At 44.3% G+C, this 24,888-nt stretch carries 22 protein-coding genes and 1 riboswitch; of the genes, 15 read left to right on the top strand and 7 right to left on the bottom strand.

All coding sequences use genetic code 11. From position 1 onward, the window contains the following. Positions 1-6: 6 nt before the first annotated feature. Positions 7-104, top strand: a riboswitch (SAM riboswitch). Positions 105-255: 151 nt separating this feature from the next. From metK to rsmI, 6 genes are all read left to right on the top strand, one after another. After that, positions 256-1,443 carry a methionine adenosyltransferase gene (metK, locus tag ETP43_RS15500; RefSeq protein WP_129259162.1) on the top strand — a complete coding sequence of 396 codons (1,188 nt, stop codon included), beginning with the start codon at positions 256-258 and terminating at the stop codon, positions 1,441-1,443. A 460-nt stretch (positions 1,444-1,903) separates the two neighbouring features. Further along, complete coding sequence (locus ETP43_RS15495; protein WP_129259160.1) at positions 1,904-2,485, top strand: nucleoside/nucleotide kinase family protein; 582 nt, start codon at positions 1,904-1,906, stop codon at positions 2,483-2,485. A 107-nt stretch (positions 2,486-2,592) separates the two neighbouring features. Then, the gene (holB, locus tag ETP43_RS15490) at positions 2,593-3,582 is read left to right on the top strand and encodes a DNA polymerase III subunit delta' (RefSeq protein WP_129259157.1); all 990 of its coding nucleotides are present in this window, start codon (positions 2,593-2,595) and stop codon (positions 3,580-3,582) included. 1 nt (position 3,583) lies between these two features. Beyond that, complete coding sequence (locus ETP43_RS15485; RefSeq protein WP_129259155.1) at positions 3,584-4,465, top strand: PSP1 domain-containing protein; 882 nt, start codon at positions 3,584-3,586, stop codon at positions 4,463-4,465. 15 nt (positions 4,466-4,480) lie between these two features. Next, positions 4,481-5,221: a tRNA1(Val) (adenine(37)-N6)-methyltransferase gene (locus ETP43_RS15480; protein WP_129259153.1), complete on the top strand. Its 741-nt coding sequence runs from the start codon at positions 4,481-4,483 to the stop codon at positions 5,219-5,221. Positions 5,222-5,236: 15 nt separating this feature from the next. Beyond that, positions 5,237-6,082: a 16S rRNA (cytidine(1402)-2'-O)-methyltransferase gene (gene rsmI / locus ETP43_RS15475; protein ID WP_129259151.1), complete on the top strand. Its 846-nt coding sequence runs from the start codon at positions 5,237-5,239 to the stop codon at positions 6,080-6,082. Positions 6,083-6,623: 541 nt separating this feature from the next. Here rsmI and ETP43_RS15470 read toward each other — a convergent pair. Further along, complete coding sequence (locus tag ETP43_RS15470; RefSeq protein ID WP_129259150.1) at positions 6,624-8,507, bottom strand: beta-N-acetylhexosaminidase; 1,884 nt, start codon at positions 8,505-8,507, stop codon at positions 6,624-6,626. 287 nt (positions 8,508-8,794) lie between these two features. Between ETP43_RS15470 and ETP43_RS15465 the strand changes: the two genes are divergently transcribed. Beyond that, positions 8,795-9,478: a nucleoside recognition protein gene (locus tag ETP43_RS15465; protein ID WP_243114314.1), complete on the top strand. Its 684-nt coding sequence runs from the start codon at positions 8,795-8,797 to the stop codon at positions 9,476-9,478. Between the two features lie 77 nt (positions 9,479-9,555). Next, positions 9,556-10,902: an MATE family efflux transporter gene (locus ETP43_RS15460; protein WP_118619212.1), complete on the top strand. Its 1,347-nt coding sequence runs from the start codon at positions 9,556-9,558 to the stop codon at positions 10,900-10,902. A 426-nt stretch (positions 10,903-11,328) separates the two neighbouring features. On the opposite strand, the gene ETP43_RS15455 is transcribed toward ETP43_RS15460, so the two are convergent. The 3 genes from ETP43_RS15455 to ETP43_RS15445 form a co-directional block, all read right to left on the bottom strand. After that, positions 11,329-11,853, bottom strand: coding sequence for a spore maturation protein (locus tag ETP43_RS15455; protein WP_129259148.1), 525 nt, complete (start codon positions 11,851-11,853; stop codon positions 11,329-11,331). 225 nt (positions 11,854-12,078) lie between these two features. Next, on the bottom strand, positions 12,079-13,344 hold the full coding sequence (locus ETP43_RS15450) for a M56 family metallopeptidase (RefSeq protein WP_279222227.1): 1,266 nt from the start codon (positions 13,342-13,344) through the stop codon (positions 12,079-12,081). 19 nt (positions 13,345-13,363) lie between these two features. Beyond that, the gene (locus tag ETP43_RS15445; RefSeq protein ID WP_129259143.1) at positions 13,364-13,735 is read right to left on the bottom strand and encodes a BlaI/MecI/CopY family transcriptional regulator; all 372 of its coding nucleotides are present in this window, start codon (positions 13,733-13,735) and stop codon (positions 13,364-13,366) included. Positions 13,736-14,237: 502 nt separating this feature from the next. Between ETP43_RS15445 and ETP43_RS15440 the strand changes: the two genes are divergently transcribed. The 5 genes from ETP43_RS15440 to ETP43_RS15420 all read left to right on the top strand — a co-directional run bounded on the left by ETP43_RS15440 (position 14,238) and on the right by ETP43_RS15420 (position 18,129). Next, entirely contained in the window at positions 14,238-14,648 is a 411-nt protein-coding gene (locus ETP43_RS15440; RefSeq protein ID WP_129259141.1) for a hypothetical protein, read from the top strand. Between the two features lie 78 nt (positions 14,649-14,726). Then, entirely contained in the window at positions 14,727-15,860 is a 1,134-nt protein-coding gene (locus ETP43_RS15435) for a hypothetical protein (protein ID WP_129259139.1), read from the top strand. A 21-nt stretch (positions 15,861-15,881) separates the two neighbouring features. Beyond that, complete coding sequence (locus tag ETP43_RS15430; protein WP_129259137.1) at positions 15,882-16,655, top strand: hypothetical protein; 774 nt, start codon at positions 15,882-15,884, stop codon at positions 16,653-16,655. Further along, positions 16,652-17,491, top strand: a complete 840-nt coding sequence (locus ETP43_RS15425) for a hypothetical protein (protein WP_129259135.1) — start codon at positions 16,652-16,654, stop codon at positions 17,489-17,491. The genes ETP43_RS15430 and ETP43_RS15425 overlap by 4 nt, the downstream gene beginning before the upstream one ends. Then, complete coding sequence (locus ETP43_RS15420) at positions 17,488-18,129, top strand: ABC transporter ATP-binding protein (protein WP_243114313.1); 642 nt, start codon at positions 17,488-17,490, stop codon at positions 18,127-18,129. The genes ETP43_RS15425 and ETP43_RS15420 overlap by 4 nt, the downstream gene beginning before the upstream one ends. 146 nt (positions 18,130-18,275) lie before the next feature. On the opposite strand, the gene ETP43_RS15415 is transcribed toward ETP43_RS15420, so the two are convergent. Continuing rightward, a complete protein-coding gene (locus ETP43_RS15415) occupies positions 18,276-19,646 on the bottom strand; it encodes an MATE family efflux transporter (protein ID WP_129259132.1) in 1,371 nt (456 codons plus the stop codon). 268 nt (positions 19,647-19,914) lie between these two features. Here ETP43_RS15415 and ETP43_RS15410 point away from each other — a divergent pair, with 268 nt between their 5' ends. Continuing rightward, entirely contained in the window at positions 19,915-20,769 is an 855-nt protein-coding gene (locus ETP43_RS15410) for a MurR/RpiR family transcriptional regulator (RefSeq protein ID WP_129259130.1), read from the top strand. Next, positions 20,766-21,884, top strand: coding sequence for an N-acetylglucosamine-6-phosphate deacetylase (gene nagA, locus ETP43_RS15405; protein ID WP_129259128.1), 1,119 nt, complete (start codon positions 20,766-20,768; stop codon positions 21,882-21,884). The genes ETP43_RS15410 and nagA overlap by 4 nt, the downstream gene beginning before the upstream one ends. Positions 21,885-22,036: 152 nt before the next feature. Here nagA and ETP43_RS15400 read toward each other — a convergent pair whose 3' ends face one another. Both ETP43_RS15400 and ETP43_RS15395 read right to left on the bottom strand, forming a co-directional pair. After that, positions 22,037-22,660: a metallophosphoesterase family protein gene (locus ETP43_RS15400; RefSeq protein WP_022171530.1), complete on the bottom strand. Its 624-nt coding sequence runs from the start codon at positions 22,658-22,660 to the stop codon at positions 22,037-22,039. Positions 22,661-22,697: 37 nt separating this feature from the next. Beyond that, positions 22,698-24,620, bottom strand: a complete 1,923-nt coding sequence (locus ETP43_RS15395) for a BMP family ABC transporter substrate-binding protein (RefSeq protein ID WP_243114312.1) — start codon at positions 24,618-24,620, stop codon at positions 22,698-22,700. Between the last annotated feature and the right edge of the window lie 268 nt (positions 24,621-24,888).

The raw sequence follows: 24,888 nt of genomic DNA, 5'->3' as shown, positions 1-24,888 counted from the left end.
GCTTTTCTCTTATTCAGAGTGATGGAGATACATAGGATCTGTGAAGTCACGGCAACCCCGGATACGGAAGGTGCCTACCTGAGCGAGTAATCGAACAATAAGGGGATTTGATATATCGAAGTATTGAGTCCGCTTTTGGCGGGCTCATTTTTAGATTATACGTTGGAAAGAAAATGCGATATGACATTATCTTAAACGATAAACCCGGGAGAAAAGCACCCAGGGGTAAACCCCAAAAGAAAAAGGAGAATGAGAATGGAAAAACGTTTATTTACTTCCGAATCTGTAACCGAAGGCCATCCGGACAAAATCTGTGACCAGATTTCCGATGCAGTCCTGGACGCACTGATGGAACAGGATCCGATGAGCCGTGTAGCCTGCGAGACAGCTATCACTACCGGTCTGGTACTGGTTATGGGTGAGATCACAACAAAAGGATATGTAGATATCCAGAAAATCGTAAGAGATACCGTTCGTGAGATCGGATATGACAGAGGAAAATACGGTTTTGATTCAGAGAACTGTGGTGTGATCACAGCCATCGACGAGCAGTCCACCGATATCGCTATGGGTGTCGACAAAGCGCTGGAAGCAAAAGAACATAAAATGTCTGACGAAGAGATCGATGCCATCGGAGCAGGAGATCAGGGTATGATGTTCGGTTTCGCAACCAACGAGACAGAAGAATATATGCCGCTGGCCATCTCTCTGGCACACAAACTGACCAGACAGCTGACAAAGGTAAGAAAAGACGGCACACTGGGTTATCTGAGACCGGACGGAAAATCCCAGGTAACTGTAGAATACGATGATAACGGAAAAGCATACCGCCTGGATGCAGTCGTACTGTCCACACAGCACGATCCGGATGTAACACAGGAACAGATCCACGAAGATATCAAAAAATATGTCTTCGATGAGGTTCTCCCGGCAGAGATGGTAGATGCAGACACCAAATTCTTTGTAAATCCGACAGGAAGATTCGTAATCGGCGGACCAAACGGTGACAGTGGTCTGACAGGAAGAAAGATCATCGTAGATACTTACGGTGGATATGGCCGTCACGGCGGCGGAGCTTTCTCCGGAAAAGACTGCACAAAGGTTGACCGTTCCGCAGCTTACGCAGCACGTTACGTTGCAAAGAACATCGTAGCAGCAGGTCTGGCTGATCAGTGCGAGATCCAGCTGTCCTACGCGATCGGTGTTGCACATCCGACTTCCATCAACGTAGATACCGCAGGAACCGGTAAAGTGAGCGATGAAAAACTGGTAGAGATCATCCGTGAGAACTTCGATCTGAGACCGGCCGGAATCATCAAGATGCTGGATCTGAGAAGACCGATCTACAAACAGACAGCAGCTTACGGACATTTCGGAAGAAACGATCTGGATCTGCCATGGGAAAAACTGGATAAAGTAGACGTTCTGAAAAAATATCTGTAAGATATTCGTACGCAGAGTAAATAGAAAGATTGAGAAACGAAACTGCCGCAGGAATTTTAACATCCTGCGGCAGTTTCGTTTTACTTATATATAATTAGAAAAGGGAGGGCCGGGGCTCTTGTGCCCCGGCAGTATGAAAAAGTGTTTTGGCAGCTGGTGCAAACAGCTGCACGAATCTATATAAATGGTAATTGTTTTTTGTCGAGGTCCGACAGTCACAGGGCTTGTAAAAATGTTCCGGCAATGAGTTTCAGTCTTTGTTACCGGCTCTGGCTGTCATCATCTGCATCCGCCGTCCTCTTTGTTTTGATACTGTAAGTATACCGTGAGTTTGTGTCCATTTTATGGAAATGAGATAAAGGATTTCTAAACTCTTTTAAGAAATGTTTAAAATATCTGGAAGAGTTTTCGGTGGTCTGGTAAGATAGATGAGAGTGAATGGAAAGAGAGAAGAGAAGCTATGGGCAGATTATTTTATATTATGGGAAAGAGCGCATCGGGAAAAGATACGATTTATCAGCGCCTTTTAAGAAATTCGGAGTTTTCTCTGGAACGTCTGGTGATCTACACCACGCGTCCGATCCGGGACGGGGAACTGGATGGCAGAGAGTACCATTTTGTGACGGAAGAGGATTTTCAGAAGCTGAAAGCAGCAGGGAAGATTATCGAGGACCGGGGATATGAGACGGTTTACGGGCTGTGGAGGTATTTTACGGCGGATAATATGGATCTGGAAGAGAAAAACTATCTGGGAATCGGCACGCTGGAGTCTTATGAAAAATTAAAGGCATATTATGGAGAGGAAAAGATCCGTCCTATTTATATAGAAGTGGAAGACGGCGAACGGCTGAAGAGAGCAATCGCCAGGGAAGAGACGCAGGAAGTGCCGAAATACGAAGAAATGTGTCGGAGATTCCTGGCGGATGCGCAGGATTTCAGCGAGGAAAAGATCCGGCAGGCAGGAATTGACTGTCGTTTTTCTAATATGGACGGGGCGGGAGGATACTCTGAGATTGAAAAGTATTTAAGGAGTGTGCTATAATAATTATATTCCGCAGAAAGTCTGCAATATTAATATAGTATCTTTGATACATATAAATGTTGAGAAAGACCGGAGTGGGAAAACAAAAGAACACAGGAGGTGATTGTATGGCAGGATTTCATGAGATTATCGGACATGATGATGTTGTAAATCATTTACAGAATGCCATTCAGATGGGGAAAGTTTCACATGCGTATATTTTTAACGGTGAGGTAGGAGCAGGAAAGAAGATGCTGGCTTCTGCATTTGCCATGGCACTGCAGTGTGAAAAGCATGGAACGGATCCATGTATGGAATGTGACTCCTGTAAGAGAGCATTAAGCAAAAATCACCCGGATATTATTACGATCACACATGAGAAACCGAACTCTATCGGTATCGAGGATATTCGTATCCAACTGATCGATGATGTATCCATCAAACCTTATACAGGTCCTTATAAAATTTATATTCTGAACGAAGCGGAAAAACTGACGCTGCAGGCGCAGAATGCGCTGTTAAAGACGATCGAGGAGCCGCCGGCTTATGCGGTGATCCTGCTTTTGACCAGCAATGCGGATGCCCTGCTTCCTACGATTTCTTCCCGGTGCGTGACTTTGAACCTGCGTCCGGTGAAAGAGAACGAAGTGAAAGAATATCTGATGGAGCATATGCATCTGCCGGATTATCAGGCACAGATCGACGCGGCATTTGCGCAGGGAAATATCGGAAAGGCGAAACAAATCGCAGAGTCCACGGAATTTGCGGAGATGGCAGAGCGGGCTTTCCGGATCCTGAGAAAGAGCAATGAGCTGGAGCTGTATGAACTGGTGGAGATGATCAAAGAGCTGACAGCAGAGAAACAGAATATTTACGATTATCTGGATCTGTTTACCATGTGGTTTCGGGATGTACTGTTGTTTAAGGCGACAAAAGAAGTAGATGGTCTGATATTTAAAGACCAGTATAATTATATTAAAGAAAGAGCAAAGAAAAGTTCCTATGAGGGTATAGAAAATATTATTGATGCCATAGGAAAGGCCAGAGAGCGTTTACATTCCAATGTAAACTTTGACCTGGTGATGGAACTGCTCTTCATGACAATCAGGGAGAACTAGAATGGTAAAAATTATCGGTGTCCGGTTTCGGAATGTAGGAAAGATTTATTATTTTAATCCGAAGAGTTTTCAGATGAAACCGGGAGATCATGTAATCGTGGAGACAGCTCGCGGTGTGGAATACGGAACGGTGGTACTGGGTCCGAAAGAAGTAGAAGACAAGCAGGTGGTACAGCCTTTAAAAGATGTGATCCGCATGGCTACACAGAAGGATGATGCCAAAGAAGAGAGTAATCGTAAAAAAGAGAAAGAAGCATATCAGGTCTGTGTCAAGAAAATCCGTGCGCATCAGCTGGAGATGAAGCTGATCGATGTGGAATATACCTTTGACAACAACAAGATTCTCTTTTATTTTACCGCAGACGGAAGAATCGACTTCCGTGAACTGGTAAAGGATCTGGCGGCAATCTTCAAAACACGTATTGAGCTGCGTCAGATCGGTGTGAGAGATGAGACGAAGATTCTCGGAGGTATCGGTATCTGCGGCCGCCCGCTGTGCTGCCATACCTATCTGTCAGAATTTGCTCCGGTATCGATCAAGATGGCGAAAGAGCAGAATCTGTCACTGAATCCGACCAAGATCTCAGGTGTCTGCGGCCGTCTGATGTGCTGCCTGAAAAATGAGCAGGAGACATACGAGTACCTGAACAAACAGCTGCCGAATATCGGAGATCAGGTAATGACACCGGAAGGTATCAAGGGTGAGGTACAGAGTGTCAATGTACTTCGTCAGCTGGTAAAAGTGATCATGGATGTCAACGATGAGAAAGAGATCCGTGAGTATAAAGTAGAAGAGTTAAAATTCCGTTCCAGAGGATGCTGCAGGAAAGAGAAGATGAAGCTTTCCAAAGAAGAGCAGAAGATGATGAAGGAATTGGAATAATGACAGGAGAAAAAGATGAATATCCCATTGAAGGAAAATGAGCGTTTGGATGACCTGCAAAATGGCTACCATATTATTCAGAATACCAGGGATTTTTGTTATGGTATCGATGCGGTGCTGCTGTCTGACTTTGCCAGGGTGAAGAAAGGGGAACAGGCGTTGGATCTGGGAACCGGAACGGGAATTATTCCTATTCTGTTAAAAGCAAAGACGCAGGGAGAGCATTTTACCGGTCTGGAGATTCAGGAGCAGAGTGCCGAGATGGCAGGGCGCAGTGTGGTGTATAATCATCTGGAGGATGCGATTACCATCAGAACGGGAGATATCAAAGAAGCCACTGCCATCTTTGGCAGGGCTTCTTTTTCGGTAGTCACCTGTAATCCTCCGTATATGCATGGCAATCACGGTCTGACCAATCCCCATCTGCCAAAGGCAATTGCAAGGCATGAGATTCTGTGCACACTGGAAGATGTGATTTCTCAGACTGCACAGTTATTAAAGCCACGGGGACGGTTCTATATGGTACATCGCCCGTTTCGTCTGGCGGAGATCATGAGACTGATGATGCAATACAAACTGGAGCCGAAGCGGATGCGCCTGGTGTATCCATATGTGGACCGGGAGCCGAACATGGTTCTGATCGAAGGGCTTCTGGGAGGGAATTCCAGAATTACAGTGGAAAAACCGCTGATCGTATATGAAAAGCCGGGCGTGTATACACAGGAGATCCGGGAAATCTACGGGGATGGAAGATAGGAGGATACCGATACTATGGCAGGAAAATTGTATTTGTGTGCGACACCGATCGGGAATCTGGAGGATATCACCTTTCGTGTGATCCGGACATTAAAAGAAGTGGATCTGATCGCGGCGGAGGACACGAGAAATAGTATCAAGTTATTGAATCATTTTGAGATTTCGACGCCGATGACCAGTTATCATGAATATAACAAGATCGATAAAGGGCATTATCTGGTTGGTCTGATGCAGCAGGGACAGCAGATCGCGCTGATCACGGATGCAGGAACACCGGGTATTTCGGATCCGGGTGAAGAACTGGTAGCGATGTGTCATGAGGCAGGGATTCCTGTGACTTCTCTTCCGGGACCGGCGGCGTGTATCACGGCGCTTACGATCTCGGGACTGTCGACGAGAAGGTTTGCGTTCGAGGCATTTTTGCCGACGGATAAGAAAGAGAAACAGGCGATTCTGGAGGAACTGAAGGAAGAGACGAGAACGACGATCCTCTATGAGGCACCGCACCGGCTGGTACGGACGCTGGAAGAGCTGGCAGCTGCCCTCGGAAACCGGAGGGTGACGATCTGCAGGGAGCTTACGAAGAAGCATGAGACGGCGTTTCTTACAACGCTGGAGGATGCGCTGGAGTACTACCGGCAGGAGGACCCACGCGGAGAGTGTGTGATCGTGATGGAAGGCAGAAGCCGGAGAGAGATGATCGAGGAGAAGCAGCGGGCATGGGAAGAGATGTCACTGGAGGAACACATGAAGATCTATGAGGATCAGGGGATCGGACGGAAGGACGCTATGAAGATGGTGGCGAAGGACCGGGGAATCTCGAAACGGGAGGTTTATCAGGGCCTGCTGGAAAATTCTTAAGAGTAGTTGCAAGGGGACGCCCGGTGTGAGAACAACAAGGGGGCGGAGGCAGCGTGCAGAGCGACTTTAAGCTATCTGCCAACTACGACTCAGCCCATATTGTCAAAAAAAGCATACCACTCGCTTGTCTACGAATCCGATTGCACTAACAAAAAAGCCTCAGCGTAGCCCGCTACGCCTCCGTTTTTTTGTTAGCACACTCGAATCCGTATCCTACGCGATTGATATGCTTTTTTTGACAATATAGGCTGTTCACGAGGGTCGGCTGACCCAAGCGAAAGTCTCCGTAAGTCGAGGATCTTAAAGCTCACTCTAAGCGGCACGCAAAATGCCTCCGCCCCTTGCTGTTCTATCTCCGGGCTGTGTTTTGGCTGAAACTTAAATTGTCTGTAGAGTTTGGTTGTGGCAACCTCTGATAGGTGGAAGGGGGTGGATGAAAGTTGTATATGAATGAATATAGCTTAAAAATGATAATGCACTTTGTTGACATATAAAACCCCCTCGGGAGATGTGCTCCGAGGGGGTTTTGAAGAGTAGATTGTTAGATTGTATCCATAAGGTCTGCGCCGCTGATGATGCGGTGCCAGAGGTTTTCGCGTTTGGGGGTTCCCGGGAGGAAGTAGGGGAGGCGGTCGGCTTCCAGTTCTTCCAGGCGCTTTACTCTGCCGTCGATATAGTAACGGAGACGGAGGCGGGTGCTGGTGAGGCGGGCGATGACGCCGGAGAGTTTGATGTCTACGAGTTCATAGCCGAAAGGTTTTGCGTCCTGCATCCAGAGGTGTTCGCGCAGAAGTCTGGTTGTGGACAGATCGTTGATGATTCCGGGGATAACTTCTTCGCAGATGGTCTCCAGTGTGGATAAGTCATGGGCATCGTATGCTTTTTTCAGGCGGACGCCAAGGTCGGCCTTACCGGCGAGCGTGCTGGCGAGACTGTGATAGAAAGCAAACAGCGTATCATAAGCCGGAGTATGTTTTCGGCAGATTTCCAGGCGGTCTGCCAGATCCTGATAATAACGTTCAGTGTCCAGATCCAGATCTTCGATATGGCGGTCAAAGATGCCGAGAAGAGGATCCTGATACAACAGATATTTGGATGGATTATCGGTGTCCAGATTCGGCTGTCCGTTCTGGAACAGGGAGTCCAGGGCATCCAGTTCCAGGAAGTCGTTCAGGCCGGCACCGGTCACATCGTGGAATTCTTCTGCCAGTGCTTTCTCATCGAAGTCTTCATGGAAGCCAAGGTGAGCAAACAGCACCAGACCGGGCAGAACGGCATCTACAGGGGTTTCTGCACCGTTATCCATCCAGGCGGTACAGAATACTTCCGGCAGATGATATTTTTTGCATGCGGCAAGTCCCGCACGGGTGCAGGTAAAGGTCTTGGAATAGTTTGGTGATATTCCGTTCCAGATCCAGGAACCTCCGGCAAAGATGACTTTGTTGGAAAGCTGCTGATGAACGCGGATCATTTTTTCATAGATTTCCTGATCCGGGTTATAGTAGTCCCAGTAAACCAGTCCAAGCTCCGGATCCGGTTTTTCCCAGTCACTGCAGTCTGTATCGTCGGCAACATCATAATAACTGCCGCCGGTGTTGGCAGTGATATACATATCGCTCCAGATCATCGGTTCCAGTCCCAGCTTTTTGCAGATTTCAAAAACGCGGGCACTGTGTTCGCGAATCAGGACGGAACTTTTGGTATATCCGTTTTCCCGGAGGTACTTTCCAAGGCCGAGCTGTGCAGCTTCGTCCATACCCAGATGTACCCGGTTGGTGGAAAAGGACTCTTTTACGGAGCAAAGCATTTTTTCAATAAGGGTGTAGACTTCTTCTTTCCCTACCTGAAGAATGTCGGCGGTGTCCTTAACGGTTTCTCCAAGCGGCCATTTCAAAGCATTGTGAAGATGAGCCAGTGTCTGGATACACGGAACAAGTTCAATGCCGAAAGTTCTTGCATAAGCATCCATCTCGCGGATCTCATCCTGGCTGTAGCGGCCACGGTAGGCACCGAAATAAGGTTCATCCGGTACGGTGTAAGTCTCTTCGGTGTAGAGCATCAGGGTGTTCATTCCCAGTTTCGCCATGATACGAATAAAAGATTTTACCTTTTCTACGGTAAATACTGCATTTCTGGAGCAGTCCAGCATCACCCCGTTTCTGGAAAAGTATACAGGTTCACTTTTCGTGCTCCAGGTATCCCCCAGATGATGTACCGCCCAGTTCAGTCCCCGATAATAATGCGCCGGTTCCTGACAGGTAATATGCAGGTGATCGCCGTTTCGTGCGATGGTAAGCGGAGCATTTTCCTGAAACTCCACCTGAATCGCCAGTTCTTTTTCTGATTTGATATCCCCCAATAAAAGTTGCGTTCCTTCTTCCACTTTTTTCAGGTCAGTGGAGGAAGGGGAAAATGAAAATTTCATAACCTTCTCCTTTCTTCCGAAAAGTTTTCGGACAAGCTTTTGCTTTATGATTTATTGTAACGAATGGAGGGGGGAAAGTAAAGATAATGGGGGAGAAAGAAGTTTCAGAAATAAAAAATATACGTGTGATCATAAAAAGCTGCTGTATTACATGAACGGGAATATCGTCGCAGCAATGCTTTTTCAACATTACAGCATGTTCATAAAGAACGGTAGAGCAGTTACGTATATTTTTACGATGCAGGGCGTATACATAATAGAATCCAACAAAAACGGAGCAGCTTTTTATGAATTATCTCTGGGGCGGTATGATTCTGATCGGGATTATCTACGGGACAGTGACCGGGCATCTGGAGGAAGTATCAGAGGCGGCGATTCAGTCTTCAAAGGAGGCAGTGAGTCTGTGCGTGGTGATGGCTGGGGTTACGGCACTCTGGGTGGGGATGATGCGGATTGCAGAGAAGTCCGGACTTCTGGAGGCGATGGAGCAGAGAATGCAGCCGGTGCTGAACTTTTTGTTTCCGGAAATCCCCGGGAATCACCCGTCGAGGAAATCGATTGCAACGAATCTGCTGGCGAATATCCTGGGACTCGGCTGGGCGGCGACACCGGCAGGACTGAAGGCCATGGAAGAACTGGCAGATCTGGAGGAAGAGCGGCGGAGAAAAAAGCAGCGGGCGGTAGCTGTGGGTGCAGCAAGTAATGAAATGTGTGATTTTCTGATCCTGAATATATCTTCCCTGCAATTGATCCCGGTCAATATCATTGCTTTTCGGACAGAATATGGCAGTGTGACGCCAACGGCGATCGTTGGTCCGGCAATCCTTGCGACGGCGATCAGTACGGGTGCTGCCGTTTTGTATATCAAAACAAAAAACTGGATGGCCAGATCGGAAAAAGCTAACAATATTTTTACGAAAATGGTATTGAAAAATGAAAAAGCATCGCATATAATGGGTGAAAGTAAATAACGTGATAAAGATCCCGGGGCTGTGTCCCCGGATTTTTATCGCGCAAAATGAGGAGTTTTTATGAGAGGAGGAACTTTATGGAGAGAGATATGACGGTGGGAACACCGTGGAAGATTATCCTGAATTTTACGATTCCAATTGTTATTGGAAATATTTTTCAGCAGTTTTACAGCATGGTGGATACGGTCATTGTCGGTAAGTTCGTGGGAACGAAAGCACTGGCAGCTGTCGGCTCGACCGGAACGATCGGGTTTCTGATCCTGGGATTTCTGATGGGACTTACGGCAGGTTTTACGGTGCTGACCAGTCAGCGGTTCGGTGCCGGAGATATGCCGGGGATGCGAAAGACGGTCGGGTCTGCGGCAGTGCTTTCGGTGATCGTCAGCGTGGTGATGACGGTGATCAGTATGGCGTTTATGAAGCCTTTGCTGATTCTTATGAATACACCGGAGGATATTTTCCAGGATGCGTATAAGTATATTATGATCATTTGTGCGGGGATTTTTACACAGGTTATGTATAATCTGTTAGCGGGTATCCTGCGTGCGCTGGGGAACAGTAAGACACCGTTGTATTTTCTGCTGTTTTCCGCAGCACTGAATATTGTGCTGGATCTGGTACTGATCATTGTGTTTCACCTGGGAGCAGCAGGAGCGGCGTATGCGACAGTTATTGCGCAGGGAGTTTCGGCGTTGCTTTGCCTGATCTATATTATTAAGAAAGTGCCGATTCTGAAGCTGGATCGCTGGGATTTTAAACTGGATGGTCATCTGGTACGGCAGCAGCTGGCCATCGGTTTTCCGATGGCACTGCAGTATTCGATCACTGCAATCGGTGCGATGATGGTGCAGGCTGCGCTGAATGTGCTTGGTTCTGTGCATGTGGCAGCGTTTACTGCGGCAAATAAGATCGAACAGGTGGTAACACAGGTTTATGTGGCACTGGGTACTACGATGGCTACTTACTGTGCACAGAATATGGGTGCGGGTAAGGTGAAGAGGATCAGCAGGGGCTTCCGGGCAACAACGATCATGGGCAGCATGTATTCGGTCGTGTTCGGAGTGCTGGTGTTCTACTTTGGTAATATGCTGACCGGACTGTTTGTGTCTGAGAATCTGGATCAGATCGTGGGTCTGGTGGATATTTATATGAAATGCGTGGCGCTGTTCTTTGTTCCGCTTAATGTGGTAAATGTGTATCGAAACGGTATCCAGGGAATGGGATATGGATTCCTTCCCATGACGGCGGGGATTGCAGAACTGGCAGGACGAGGACTGACAGCTGTGGTTGCTTCGCATTATAAGAGTTATCTGGGGATTTGTCTGGCGAGCCCGGTGGCGTGGATTTTTGCGTCTGCACTGCTGTTGGTGATGTATTTTGGGATTATGAATAAGTATAAGAAGGCTGGGAATTTCCGGGAGTAAGGGAAGTTTGTTGTGGCAAAAGGGACGCGGCAGACTCCTGGCTTCCTGGTCTGGCAACGTGGGCAGGGCAACTTTGAGCTAGCCGCCAACTACGACTATATTCACGCGGGTCGGCTGACCCGCGCGAATATAGTCGTAGTTGGCGTCGGATCTCAAAGCTTGCCCTAAGCGCCCACAAAGTGTTGCCGGACCAGGAAGCCAGGAGTCTGCCGCTGTTTTTTGCGTGGGGGAGATAGTGGTTGAGAGCGGAGGGGGTTGGCTGGTATGGGAAAATGAATGAATGCTATAGGGGTAGTACAGGAGAAAATGTGTGCGTTATACGTTGTATCGGAAGTGGTTTTTGGGATAATTGGTGGTATAAGTAAGAGATTATAGGCATATGGTTGTTTTTATGTAAACCAGGTGAGAAAGTAAACGAATAGAGATTTACATAAGGTTTGCTATGACGGTGCTGGCGATGATTCCGGACAGGGTGGCGAGAAGGGCGCCGGGGAGGGTGTATCTGGTTTTTTGGACTTTGGCGGCTATGTAGTAGACGCTGAGTGTGTAGAAGATGGTTTCGGTGCTGCTGAGGATGAGGGAAGCGGTCAGGCCGGTGGTGGAGTCGGGGCCGTATTGTTTGTAGAGGTCGAGGAGGAGACTGGTGGCGGCGCTGGAGGAGAACATTTTTACGATGGAGAGGGGAACCAGGGCAGAGGGGAAGCCGGTGGGTTTCAGGAGGTTTTCGAGGAGGGATGCGAGGGCATCCAGGAAGCCGGAGGCACGCAGGATCCCTGCACTGGTCATCAGACCGATTAGCGTTGGCATGATTTTTATCACTGTTTTCAAACCATCGAAAGCACCAGTGACGAAGTCGTTGTAGATGTCCTTTTTCATCAGAAGACCGAAGCCGATGATGTAGAAAAAGAGGAGTGGGATCATCAGATCAGAAAGAAAAAGCAGGATACGCATACAAAGCTCCGGGAAGGATTGTTCTTTGTAAATACATGCGGAAAGAGGACAGGAAAGTACAGGGAGAAGAATAGAAAATAAATTTCATTTTTCAAAAAAGATCCTTTGTAAGGAGAACGGTGAAAAACCTTTTCTTACAGAGGATCTTTTTGATTTCCGAAGGGAGGGTGAAATGTGGTATTAGCTGACAGCTCCTTTGCGTCATTTATGCAATGATAAAATTAATTAGTGTGTACATTTCACATATGTTGCTGTAGATATTTTTACCATATTTTTTTTGTAGTTGCATTTTGTACATATTTTTGCGGAATAGCGGGTAATAGTACAGCCTCCATTTTTATTTGCTGTGTGGAGGTAAACATATCCATTTTCATATGTATGTGAGCAACTGACACGTGACTCTCCCGACGAATTCGAAACAGCACCATCAAGCACGGATCCATCTTCAAGAACGATACATTCGTTTGAAGATGAAAAATCAACCAGTTCGTCATATGGGTCAGCATAGTTAGAAGGTGTTTCATCGATAAGTGTTATGATTTCTTCCGTTGACTTTGAATATTCGTCCGGAGAAAATGTTGAGGTTTGTTCCAGAGGAGTATAGGCATAGGTGGTTAGCGGTAAAATCATAAGACATAAAAGTGATAGAGCACCATATAACACTATTCTTTTACTCAGAGCTGTAGTGTTCATAATATACAATAATCTCCTTTTTACTATTTTTTTTGAAACAGAAAAGTTATTTTGCCAAATCTTTGGAAAAGGCGATTCTGTGGAAGCAATATTTAATAATAGAGTGGCGTATTCTTTTCGCTCTGCATGAGAGGAAAATCGCTGGATTACTTTATAATCGCATAAACATTCCGCAGAATATGAGTACACCGGTAAAAAAAACCATACGAATGGGTTGTACCAGTGCAGGCAAAAACATATCATAATCAGAAATTTAAAAATTGAATCTTTGTTTTCAATGTGCGCCGTTTCATGAATAAAAAGCATTTCATTTTGAGAACCAGTAAGATTTTGATCTGGAAATAAAATATAAGATTTAAAAAATCCAATGGTACAAGGTGTTTTCAATAAGGGATTCTTATATACCCACGAATGTTTTTGAAAATGGAATGGCATCGATGTTTTTAAAAGTATGTTACATGTTTTTCTGTATGTTCGGAATTCATAAATACAGAATATAAAAATACTGCCCGTAACAATCAGAAGCAGAAAAAACATCCAAAACGGCACCAATACTGTTTTTGCATGGAAATGCAACTGCAATTTATTTTTTAAAGAAAGAATATAAGTATAATTATTATCAATGGTAAATAAATTATGAGTTACAGGAATCATGTTTTTAATAAGCTGAAGTGGTAGCAAATAAAGAATAACACTCAGTTTAAACAATGAATTTACATAATAGAAATTTGTTTGCTCTTTTCGGAGTATCATAACAAACAATCCGATACAAAGTGGGATTGACCCGGCTAAAGACATTGAAAAAAACAGTGGCATATTATAATCCTTTCAGAAAATCCATTAATTCTTCCTTATCTGAAGCGGATAATTTTTTATTCCCGGTAAATGCGCTGATAAAAGAAGTTAAAGAACCATGGAAAGAGGTTTGGATTATCTGAGAAGTGTATTGTTGGTAATATTCTTCCGAAGATAATGCCGGATAATAAGTGACTTTTGCTTCTTGATGGTTGGCGTATAAAACCCTCTTTTTTACTAAGCGGAGTAAAAATGTGCTCAGCGTCTGTTTCTTCCAGTTCTTGTTTGTGGTAGCTTCAAAGAAAGCTTTTATTTCTGAAAAAGTTTTGGGGATGTTTTGTGACCATAGGTATTCCATAATTATAAGTTCTGTATCACTTAGTTGTTGAAACATAGAAGAACTCCTCCTTTCATTTTTGTACTACAGATTATAATACTGCAAAAAAATAGAAAAAGCAATTGTGAAAACAGATGAAAACAGAAGAATATTTCTGTGAATATTGTCGATAGTAAAAAGCTTGTGAAGAAACATAAAAAATGTTATAGTAATCACACGGAATTACAACGTGTAGTACACAATCTTATTAAAGAGGTAGGATGAAATGTCAATATATAAGAGATATATGTTGCAAATATTCTATAATTCAAACTTCCAACACGGAGGATCATACTTAAAACAGCGCTGTGTCCATTTCTTTGGAAAAAGCTTTAAGTTATGAGCTAAAGAAAAATTATAACAAAAAGATAAGGAGGGAAGAACTCAGTCCACTAGTGTTGAAACTTAAGTAAGAGTGTGTTGAACAGCGTTGAAAATTGTCCAAAATACCAAGACATAAGAAAATTTGTATTCTTGGGAAAATGAGACAAATTATTTTGCTTATGAAGGGAGAAATGTGATGAGAAATATTAAAAAGATGATTGTTGTAGGCTTTACTTTAGGAATGTTAACGGCATCAACAACTGTTTTTGCAAATACACGAGAGTTTATTTTTCATATGGATCAAAGCTATTTGCACGGAACAAATAATTATAATACAGGCTATGTTGCCTCAAAAAATGATAATGAGCAAGCAGCATATATTACAGTAAGTAAATTTGAGAGAAGTAATAATGCCATAGTATCTATGTGGGTTTCACCAGCGGGGCGTGCCTCAACAGAATTAACGGATCCTTGGTCTTGGCAATCTACACAGCCAAGAAAAAGATTGCAGTATGCTGTTCAACGCAAAAAAGGAGATACACATCAATTATCAGCAGAACAGTTTCGTTCAGGAACAGCTGTATTAAGTGGAAAATGGACACCGTAGATTAAAGCTATAGTTATATAACTAAAATAGAATGTTCAAATTATTTGGACATTCTATTTTAATAGAGGGAGAAGCGTCATGAGACTAAGAAAACTGATATGGATATTAGCCGGATGTTGTCTGCTTTCCGGATGTAGATCTGGTAATGAAAATCTTAGTGAGAAAAATGTGAGTGATACTGAGGTTACAGAAGAATCTGCAGAGAGCAGGAAAGAAATCGAACAGGACTTTCCACAGAGGATTCAAGAGGATGTCGGGGAAAATGTTCATATAGATGCAGAATGTGTATATCCTGAGAATTTTCAGGAGGGGAAAGGGCTAAAAGCGGTTCAGTCCGGAAGCACCCTGTGGGAACAACGGGAGCAGATTGTAGACAAATTTGCGAAGGGAAATCCGGTACTGGATGTGGAAGAGACGTCATATGATGATTTTCAGTCAGAATCTTATACATTAACAGAAACGACAGGAATTTCCATTACATCTGAAAATGTTTTAAATTATTTCAGTGATCAGGCTACGTACATATTAAATACTATTATGGAAGATGACCGGTTTGATACCTATAATGGAAATGAGTTTCAAACAACAACAGATCTTGCTTTCATATCACAGGAAGAGGCATGGAATCAGATAAAGTCCTTTTTACAGGAAATAGGAGTAGAAGTTACAGATGCGTATACCTGTTATGTCATGGATTACAAAACGATGCAACAGGAGGAAGAAAAAATATATCAGCTTTTACAAGAGGAAGATACAAAGACATTCGAGAAGAAAGAACAGTGGTCGGCAGATGATGACAGTTATTATTTTAAAACGAGCATAGCATGGAATGGGTATCCTGTAATTCCTTATATGAGCGGTGAAGGAAATGACGAACAGAATGTAAGTGTTGTTTACGACAAAAGCGGGATCATCTCAATGATGATCATCGGTCATTATCCCATGCAGGAAAAAGAGGAAGTCGATATAGAATCACCGGTAAAGGTGGCAGAACTTTTAGCAGAACCTTTAAATAATATTATTTCAGATACGACATATGAGATACAGAAACTGACACTTTGTCAGGTCGTTATAGGAAAAAATCATGAAACGGGAATGGCAGAGATTGTTCCGTGCTGGAAGTGTTCTGTACAGGTAAAAAATGATCAGGAGGATCCGGGATATACGACCTACTATTATTATAATGCAGAAACCCTGGAAAGCATAAGTTAAGTGAACAACGGGAGGGTATAAGTGAAATCTATTATAAAGACGGATTTTTCCAGAGCATTCATAAATTGGAAATTTCCACTGGCGATTCTTCTGATGTTTCTTGTATGGGATCTTAACAGCAAACGGTTTGGTTTGCGGGAAGATGTTCTGTTTTATTTTATCAATGTTTGGGGGAGGTCAATTACTTATCTGATGGCTATATTGATCTCTACGATTCCATTTTTATCTGCACATATAGAAGAAAAAGAAAATCATTTTTTACGATATGCGATTCTACGGACAGGTGTATGGAAGTATGTTTGTTCCAAATTAATTGTATGTTTTATGTCAGCATTTTCTGTGTGTGTTCTTGGAACGGTTCTTTTTTTGATAAAACAGAGTTTCTATGTTCCGTTTCTGGCGGAAAATAGTGTTACGTTAGATAATTTTGCGCCTATGAGCTGTTTTCGTGGATTGATGATTAGTCATATTAAGTTAGCGGTCACGATACAGACCATATTATATGGAATGTTATGTGGCAGCATGGGTGTGCTGACTATGGCATTTTCTGCTTACATTAATAATTCTTTTGAAATCTACGTCATTCCTTTTCTTTTATATTATTGTTTTTATTTCTTATTTGCGGGATTCTTCAAATATTGTCCTATGTTAAGTATAGAGCATATCTATGAAGCAATTGGTTGTTATACGAAAAATCCTGTGTTATTTTTCAGCTACGCATTTTTCATAACGATATGTTTTGGGATAGTGGGTGGAAGATTGATGTATCGTAAGATGAAGGGGGAATTCCAATGAAGATGATACTGTATAGTCTGAAAGTATGTTTATATCAGATCCGTATTATGTCTAAAAATTACAAAATATATACAATCCCCGTATGTCTGTTTATTTTTATGAAAAGCTTCCTGGATCCTTTTCGTGAATTTCTGATTGCATCAGGGGAGAAAGCAACCCCTTTTTTATTTCCTTTTTTTCTGAATGGAAAATTCTGTGCGGCGGTGGTGTTTGCAGGGATAGTATTGTTTTTTGTGGATGCTCCGTTTTATGATAAAGATAAACTATTCGTAATGATCCGGTGTGGAAGAGCGAAATGGGTTACAGGACATTTTTTTTATATTATTTTTGTTAGTATTGGTTATATGCTGTGTTGGGTTGGAATTAGTGTTCTGATGCTGATACCGAGAATTGATTTCAGCAATGAGTGGGGAAGGGTGTGGACCACACTGGCACTTACAGACAAAGCATATGAGTTAGGATTATCATTTTATGTAACTCCAGAATTAGTTATGAATTATCAGCCTGTGCGGGCATTTTTTCTTGTGTTTGGCATGGGATGTCTGATCTGTATTTTTTATGGGTTATGTATGTGGCTCTTAAACATCTATTTAGGGAAAATTATAAGTTTTGCGGTGATCATGGCTTCTGTATTACTGGTTACAAGAGTAGAGTATATGCCGCCCTGGATGATTTATCTTGTTCCAAGTGGATGGGCAGATGTTGGAAATCTTTCGGCGTATACAGTTCATGGACTTTCAATAAATAAAGCGAACCTGATTTTGATTATCGGCAGTATATTCCTGGGAATATTAGTGTATTGGAAAACAATTAGAATAGATATGGCAAAGGGATGATAAAGAAAATGAGCAAACCGGTGATTTCTATAGAAAATGTAGTGAAAAGTTTCGGAACAGCTGTTGTCTTGGATGATGTTACACTTGCTGTGGAAAAAGGAAAAATTTGTGGAATCATAGGAAGAAATGGTTCGGGAAAAACGGTGTTATTTAAGTGTATCTGCGGGTTATTAAATATTGATTCCGGAAAGATACAGGCAGATCGGACACAGTTGGGTGTAATCATAGAGGAGCCTGGATTTCTACGGCAATATAGTGGAAAGAGAAATCTTCAACTTCTGGCGGGACTTTCTGATAAGCCACATATGGATATTACTGAAGTGATGACATTGGTTGGGTTAAAGGATGCAATGAGTAAAAAAGTCGGAAAATACTCTATGGGAATGCGGCAGAGGCTGGGAATCGCGCAGGCAATTATGGAGTATCAACAAATCTTGATTCTGGATGAACCTATGAATGGACTGGATAATCAGGGTGTGAAGGAGATGCGGGAGTTGTTGATGCAGCTGAAAGAGAAGGGAATAACAATCTTACTGGCGAGTCATAATCGTGAGGATATAGAAGTTTTATGCGATCAGGTCTATGAAATGGATGCGGGAAAGTTAAGTCCGCGCTCAGTAGGTGAAAGTTCTCACTGACTGTGGAGAAGTGGCTACATTTATAAACAAGTAGCGAGTGTCCGATTTAACAATTACATATGTATATAAAAAGGGGCTGTCGGAAATGACAGCCCTTTTTTATATGTTATACGAACAAACAGTGAAAGGATATTATCGGCATAAGATTAAGCCGTTTTTTTCGCATAAGATTTCGGCCATTTCTTTGCCCGGTAACAGTAGTAAACGATAAACATCACCGCCGTGATCGCCCAGGTGACCGGGTAACTGAGGACGATGGTGTTGAGACCCGGAGCGAGTGGTTCGATGAAGAAGAGCCAGGCGATACGCAGCAGGCAGACACCGAAACAGGTGATAAGCATCGGGATCACAACATCTCCGGTTCCGCGGAGCGCACCGGAGAGCAGTTCGATGAAGACGAACAGGCAGTATGCCGGAGCAACGTGGTGTAACATCTGCATACCGATAGAGACTACATTTTCATCGGAGGTAAACAGACGAAACAGCGGAGTGCCGAAGTTATAGAATATGAGAGTCAATGTCAGAGCTGTACAAAGTCCCATACAAAGTCCGATGCGGACACTCTTTTTCATGCGGTCATATTTTCCGGCACCAAAATTCTGTCCTACGAAAGTCGTAACAGCGATACCGAACGCATTATTGACCATCCAGTAGAGAGAATCGATCTTTCCGAAAGCACTCCAGGCAGCTACGGTATCGGTTCCCAGATTATTCAAGAACGTCTGGATCAGCATGTTGGTGACACTGTATAAAATGGACTGGATGCCGGTAGGACAGCCCACCCAGATCAGACTGATCAGAGCAGATTTGTGGAAGCGGATCTTTTGGAACTCCAGCTGATACAGATCATCGGAACGCATCAGGGCGCGGGTGACCAAAACAGCACTGACTCCCTGAGAAAAAATCGTGGCGATTGACACACCGGCAACGCCCATGTGAAAAACGATCACCAGAACGATATCCAGCACAATATTCAGGATACAGCAGACGATCAGATAATATAACGGTCTGCGGGAATCTCCCATCGCACGAAGGATACTGGAACCCACATTATAGATAAAGACAAAGATAATACCGGCGAAGTAGATCCGCAGATAGAGCAGTGCATCCGCCATGGTTTCCTGTGGTGTGTGCATCAGTTCAAGCATCCAGGGAGCGGTCAGAATTCCCAGAGCGGTGATGAAAATACTTCCAACGATAGAGAATGCATAGGCAGTATGCAGGGCACGGTTCAGCTGCGCTCTGTCCTTCGCACCATAAAACTGGGAAATAATAACCGAAGCACCGGAAGCCAGTCCGACGAAGAATCCCACGATCAGACCGACAATCTGTGCGGCGGAACCACCGACAGCGGCAAGAGCTTCTTTGCTGACAAAACGCCCGACAACGATCGTATCTGCCGTGTTGTACAGCTGCTGAAAAAATGTTCCCAGAACAATGGGAAAAAAGAACAACAAAAGTTGTTTCCAGATTACGCCCTCGGTGATCTGATTGGTTGTAACAGTTTCTTTTTTCATTTGTGTAAAAACCCTCCTGTGTAAAAAAACGCCCTGCATTTTCCCCCATGAAACATGCAGCGCTCTTATGTTCAGCATAAGCGAAACCATCCGGAAAGTCAATGGGTGGAAGGATGGAATTATGAATTTTCAAGGAAGATGAAAGGACTTGAAAGTAAAAGAAAACATGTTATACTGGATGTAGAAATACAATACTTATTTTATGACAGGAAAAGGTAGCTGTGAATGAACGGAACAGCTGCAAGCAGATGCCGGAAAGGATTGGAAGATGAGTTATTACAGAAAAACAATAGTACCCAACATAGAAGCCCATTATGAAAATCTGTCTGCAGTGGAAAAAAATATCGCTGATTTTTTTATTTCCAATGAGGAAGATATGGATTTTTCATCCAGACATATTTCTTCGATGCTGTATGTGTCAGAGGCATCTCTGTCCCGATTCGCGAAAAAATGTGGTTATAAGGGCTATCGGGAATTTGTGTTCAAATACAAAGAATCATTCGGAGAAAAAGATCACCAGATCACAGGACAGATGAGAGAAGTATTTGACTCTTATCAGGAGTTACTGAACAAAAGTTATAATCTGGCAGATGAGGCGCAGCTTCGCCGGATTGCCGGGAAGATGTCAGAGTGCCGGCGGGTGTTTGTTTACGGGAAAGGCAGTTCCAGCCTGGCAGCCAGAGAGATGCAGTTCCGGTTCATGCGTCTGGGGCTGGATATGGATGCGGTAGATGAGACTCATACGATGCGATTTCATTCGACGATCGTACAGGAAGACTGTATGGCGATCGGCATCAGCATCAGTGGCAGAACCGAGGAAGTAATAGAATGTCTGAAACAGGCACACCGCCAGGGGGCTTATACCGTGCTGCTGACTGCAAATGACCGCCCGGAATACAGTGAATTCTGTGAAGAGGTAGTGTGTCTGGCGGCAAAGAAAAATCTGGACTTTGGAAATATCATTTCTCCGCAGTATCCGATCCTTGTGATGACGGACATTTTATATGGATACTATCTGGAGATCGATTCATCGGTGAAACGGGCACGGCATGATAATTCCGTCATGTTGATAAAATCAAGGCAGATTCAGGATAAGGACGAAGGAGGAGAAGAGGAACAATGATCATCAAGGGAGCAAAAGTCTATACCGAAGAGGGAACATTTGCAGAGAAAGAAGTCTGCACAGAAGGGGAAGTTTTTACAGAAACCAGTGGGGACGGAGAAAAAGTGGTCGACGGCAGCGGCTGCTATCTGATTCCGGGACTGACAGATATTCATTTTCATGGATGCATGGGAAAGGATTTCTGTGACGGAACGGAAGAATCCATTCAGGTAATGGCGGATTATGAGGCCAGTCAGGGTGTGACAACGATCGCACCGGCAACCATGACGTTTGACGAGGAACGCCTGACCCGGATCGCAAAAGCGGCGAAAGCCCATAAAAATGAAAAAGGTGCGATTCTCTGCGGAATCAACATGGAAGGACCGTTCATCTCCATGGCCAAAAAAGGAGCACAGAACGGAAAATACATCCATAAACCGGATGTGGCAATGTTTGAACGGCTGCAGGAAGCAGCAGGAGGTCTGTTCAAACTGGTAGATCTGGCACCGGAAGAAGAAGGTGCGATGGAATTTATCCGGGCGGAAAAAGGAAAAGTCGTGCTGTCGATCGCACATACAACAGCGGATTATGAGACAGCAAAAGCAGCGATCGAAGCAGGTGTCACTCATATGACCCATCTGTACAATGCGATGAACCCGATCAACCACCGCGCACCGGGACCGATCATTGCGGCAGCAGATGACGCACACTGTGAGGCGGAACTGATCTGCGATAACGTACATATCCACCCGGCAATCGTGAGAAATACATTCAAGATGTTCGGAGAGGATCGTGTGATCTTCATCAGTGACACCATGGAAGCAGCTGGTCTGGAAGATGGCATGTATGAGCTTGGCGGACAGCCGGTGATCGTAAAAGGAAACCGCGCGACCCTGGAAGACGGAACGATTGCAGGGTCCAATACCAATCTGATGAAATGTATGCGTACCGCTGTGAAGCAGATGGGAATTCCTCTGGAAAAAGCAGTAAAATGTGCAGCAGTCAACCCGGCAAAAAGCATCGGTATCTACGACAAATACGGCAGCATCACACCGGGAAAAGTGGCAAATGCAGTACTCCTTGACCAGGAGACTCTTGAAATCAAAGGGGTTATCCTGAAAGGACAGATGCTGTAAATCATGAGAAGAAACCCATAAGGACGGAGCATACAGATCTGACCGGCAGAGAGTATGCAACGGAGAGAAACCAGAGATACAGGAAGAAAAAACAGGAGCAGAGACGGATGCGATACCGTTTTGCTCCTGTTTTTTGTCTGGCATGATAAAAATCACCGTTTCAAATGTTCCCTCAGATTATCATCTTCATAATCAAATACACAGCGATCGTAAGCATTGATCACATGAGTCTGATTATACTGATCGTAGCGTTTTTGATTCCGTCCGTAAGACATATGTACATGCCCGTGGATAAAAAATCTCGGGTGATACTTGTCCATCAGAGTGTTGAAGACCTGAAATCCCTGGTGTGGGAGATCCAGACCATCGTTTAACTGGTAGGCGGGAGAATGGGTCAGAAGAATATCAAATCCACCGCGGTACAGCAGTGGAAACCATAGTTTTTTGACCCGTTTTTTCATTTCTTTTTCAGTATACTGATTAATCCCGGGGCGGTAGCGCATGGAACCGCCCAGTCCCAGAATACGAACCCCTTCATGGACATAGATCTGATCTTCGATACAGATACATCCGTCCGGCGGTGTCTTTTCGTACTTGTCATCGTGATTTCCCCTTACATATAAAACCGGTGCTGTGGTAAAGGTGGCGAGAAAAGACAGATAGTTGGGGTTCAGATCTCCGCTCGAGAGGATCAGATCGATCCCCTCGAGTTTCTCTTTCTGGAAGTAATCCCAGAGATATTTGGATTCTTCGTCTGCAATTGCTAATATCCTCATAGTTATATACCTTCTATAGTAAGCCGAGCTTTGCTGTCTAAATCTCCGGGTTGTCGATTCCCTGCAGCATTACTACAGGTTTTGCTTTCTCGATCAGATCTTCCATCTTTGGAATATAACCGATGACATTCTCAGCCAGCCAGTCCATGGTGATGATCTCTTCCGGATCCATAACGGCATCTGCATTTTTCTGGACAATGCCGGACTGAGAATACAGGACACCGGAGAATGGATTATAATTCATTTCGCAGATACTCTTTTTTAACAGAGCGACCAGACGGGCGGTACCGATCGGCAGGTGCTGGGAGCAGATCACATCGATGATGCCTGCGGACATACCCCACCAGTAGTTCAGACCTTTGGTGGAATCGTTGGTGTCGTCGATTTTCCATGCTCCGTTCATGATGTTACGAATCATCTGTTCATAGAATTTGCCCCAGTGCCAGATCGGCATGGCAAGGTTCAGCGGCATATTTTCGGAGTCACGGTACAGACCGAAATGTCTGGACGGTTCTCCGGGAATCGTCATATCCTGACCGGAAATATAGTGAACTTCGTTTTCGGCGAAACTTTTTGCCACATCGTGATCTTTCAGGGTGGACCATTCCAGGTATACTTTCGCACGTGGATTAACCATTTTTGCACCAAGAGCGAAGGCATTGATGTTGGCAGTCATACCGAAAATCGGATAGTCGGCAATATAACCGATCTTACCGTTTTTGGACATTGCACCTGCGATAGCTCCCATCAGAAATTTTGCTTCATACATACGTGCATAGTAGGTACGGATATAGCGATGGGAGGTGTTCAGAGAACAGTTCAGGATCTTCACTTCCGGGTGCTCGATGGCTGCCTTCAGGCTGGCTTTCAGAAGCGGCGGGGAAGTGGTAAAGATCAGGTTGTTGCCGTCGGCGATGGCTTTTGCAAGCAGATCGTCAGCATTTTCTTCGGTGGCGTTATCGTAGCAGGTTGTGGATATCTGATCCTCAAAGGTCTGCTGCAGATGCATACGGCCAAGTTCATGTGCATAAGTCCAACCGGATATTTCAGCGTTTTTCTCGTGGATGAAAGCCACAAGAAGTTTTGGGGTGCTGGTAGGGATCAGACGGGCGAGGAAGTTTTTCTTTACTTCGCTTTCGTCGGTAGGATCCATCTGCAGTTCCACAGATTCGTCGGTAGTCAGAAGCCGGAACTCATCCCAGGATTTTGCCAGCTGTTCTTTCAGCTCCACGGCAGTCATATTGTCGAGTGAACGGTAGTCATACAGACCGATAAAATACAGGAACGCATCACCGGTAGTAATCGGGATCTTATCACCACCATTTGCCTTGTATTCGGCACGGAAACGGTTATAAGAAGATGCAAAATCCAGTCTGTCGTCATCGCTCCATGCTTCATCTGGACGTTTGCCAACGAGACGCTGCAGTTTGGCAAAGCTCCCCAGTTGGGTGAACCAGATATAGTTGATATGAGACAGGGCGTAAAAGTCCATGAACTCATAATAGATTTTATTTTCTTTTTCTTCCGTTCTCGGGGGAACGATACGGGTAACATTGCCCGGAATAGATACTGCATCGAAGAACTTTAATACGCTGACCCGTTTGTTCCCTTCTTCCACATAGAATTTGTTCATGAATTCATATGCTTTGATGGGTTCACGGATCCCTTCATTCAGATGCGCCTTGTACAGGGCCATCCATTTGTATGCAAATTCTGTGTTTTCTTTCAGCAGAGGTTTGAAACTTTTGCTGAATGCGGAACTTCTGCCTGCAGTTTTGGTTCCTACGATCAGTTCAGAAGGGATCTGAACCAGTCCAAGAGGAACCTCCCGGACAGCGACAATGTTTTTTTCTTTTAATATATCATCAAGATTGGGAAGAATCTCGCCTTCTCTTTTGCCGGCGCGCATCGCTTTATAATAGTCGTTTTGTGCTTCGGCCATGGTTGCTGTTATTGCCATAGTTTTACCTCCTGTAAAAATAAAGTGAAGCTGTTATCTGTAAATTGCACTCTTGTAATGATCAGATAGTCGGAATACATTGCGACTCGTAATTGTAAGAGTGTCAAACAGTTACGATGTTTTATAAAAATATCGTATCATCGTGATAAAGAGAAATCAAGCGGTTTTTGTTGAGGAATGTGACGGGAGTGTGGTATAATTACAGAAATGGATGTCCATCGACTGACATATTTAAGATACAACAGAAAATCCGGATGTGAGAGGTGAG

Source organism: Blautia faecicola, from assembly GCF_004123145.1.
Lineage (GTDB): Bacteria > Bacillota > Clostridia > Lachnospirales > Lachnospiraceae > Oliverpabstia > Oliverpabstia faecicola.
This window is presented reverse-complemented; position numbering and strand designations above follow the sequence as displayed.

What these genes read in the sequence shown, in the direction of transcription:
- ETP43_RS15465 (WP_243114314.1), top strand. Translation starts at nt 8,795, where the DNA reads ATGAATTATCTCTGGGGCGGTATGATTCTGATCGGGATTATCTACGGG.
- ETP43_RS15440 (WP_129259141.1), top strand. Translation starts at nt 14,238, where the DNA reads ATGAGAAATATTAAAAAGATGATTGTTGTAGGCTTTACTTTAGGAATG.
- ETP43_RS15445 (WP_129259143.1), bottom strand. Translation starts at nt 13,735, where the DNA reads ATGTTTCAACAACTAAGTGATACAGAACTTATAATTATGGAATACCTA.
- ETP43_RS15450 (WP_279222227.1), bottom strand. Translation starts at nt 13,344, where the DNA reads ATGTCTTTAGCCGGGTCAATCCCACTTTGTATCGGATTGTTTGTTATG.
- ETP43_RS15495 (WP_129259160.1), top strand. Translation starts at nt 1,904, where the DNA reads ATGGGCAGATTATTTTATATTATGGGAAAGAGCGCATCGGGAAAAGAT.
- ETP43_RS15485 (WP_129259155.1), top strand. Translation starts at nt 3,584, where the DNA reads ATGGTAAAAATTATCGGTGTCCGGTTTCGGAATGTAGGAAAGATTTAT.
- ETP43_RS15435 (WP_129259139.1), top strand. Translation starts at nt 14,727, where the DNA reads ATGAGACTAAGAAAACTGATATGGATATTAGCCGGATGTTGTCTGCTT.
- ETP43_RS15425 (WP_129259135.1), top strand. Translation starts at nt 16,652, where the DNA reads ATGAAGATGATACTGTATAGTCTGAAAGTATGTTTATATCAGATCCGT.
- ETP43_RS15420 (WP_243114313.1), top strand. Translation starts at nt 17,488, where the DNA reads ATGATAAAGAAAATGAGCAAACCGGTGATTTCTATAGAAAATGTAGTG.
- ETP43_RS15415 (WP_129259132.1), bottom strand. Translation starts at nt 19,646, where the DNA reads ATGAAAAAAGAAACTGTTACAACCAATCAGATCACCGAGGGCGTAATC.
- ETP43_RS15410 (WP_129259130.1), top strand. Translation starts at nt 19,915, where the DNA reads ATGAGTTATTACAGAAAAACAATAGTACCCAACATAGAAGCCCATTAT.
- holB (WP_129259157.1), top strand. Translation starts at nt 2,593, where the DNA reads ATGGCAGGATTTCATGAGATTATCGGACATGATGATGTTGTAAATCAT.
- ETP43_RS15395 (WP_243114312.1), bottom strand. Translation starts at nt 24,620, where the DNA reads ATGGCAATAACAGCAACCATGGCCGAAGCACAAAACGACTATTATAAA.
- ETP43_RS15460 (WP_118619212.1), top strand. Translation starts at nt 9,556, where the DNA reads ATGGAGAGAGATATGACGGTGGGAACACCGTGGAAGATTATCCTGAAT.
- ETP43_RS15480 (WP_129259153.1), top strand. Translation starts at nt 4,481, where the DNA reads ATGAATATCCCATTGAAGGAAAATGAGCGTTTGGATGACCTGCAAAAT.
- nagA (WP_129259128.1), top strand. Translation starts at nt 20,766, where the DNA reads ATGATCATCAAGGGAGCAAAAGTCTATACCGAAGAGGGAACATTTGCA.
- ETP43_RS15470 (WP_129259150.1), bottom strand. Translation starts at nt 8,507, where the DNA reads ATGAAATTTTCATTTTCCCCTTCCTCCACTGACCTGAAAAAAGTGGAA.
- ETP43_RS15400 (WP_022171530.1), bottom strand. Translation starts at nt 22,660, where the DNA reads ATGAGGATATTAGCAATTGCAGACGAAGAATCCAAATATCTCTGGGAT.
- rsmI (WP_129259151.1), top strand. Translation starts at nt 5,237, where the DNA reads ATGGCAGGAAAATTGTATTTGTGTGCGACACCGATCGGGAATCTGGAG.
- metK (WP_129259162.1), top strand. Translation starts at nt 256, where the DNA reads ATGGAAAAACGTTTATTTACTTCCGAATCTGTAACCGAAGGCCATCCG.
- ETP43_RS15455 (WP_129259148.1), bottom strand. Translation starts at nt 11,853, where the DNA reads ATGCGTATCCTGCTTTTTCTTTCTGATCTGATGATCCCACTCCTCTTT.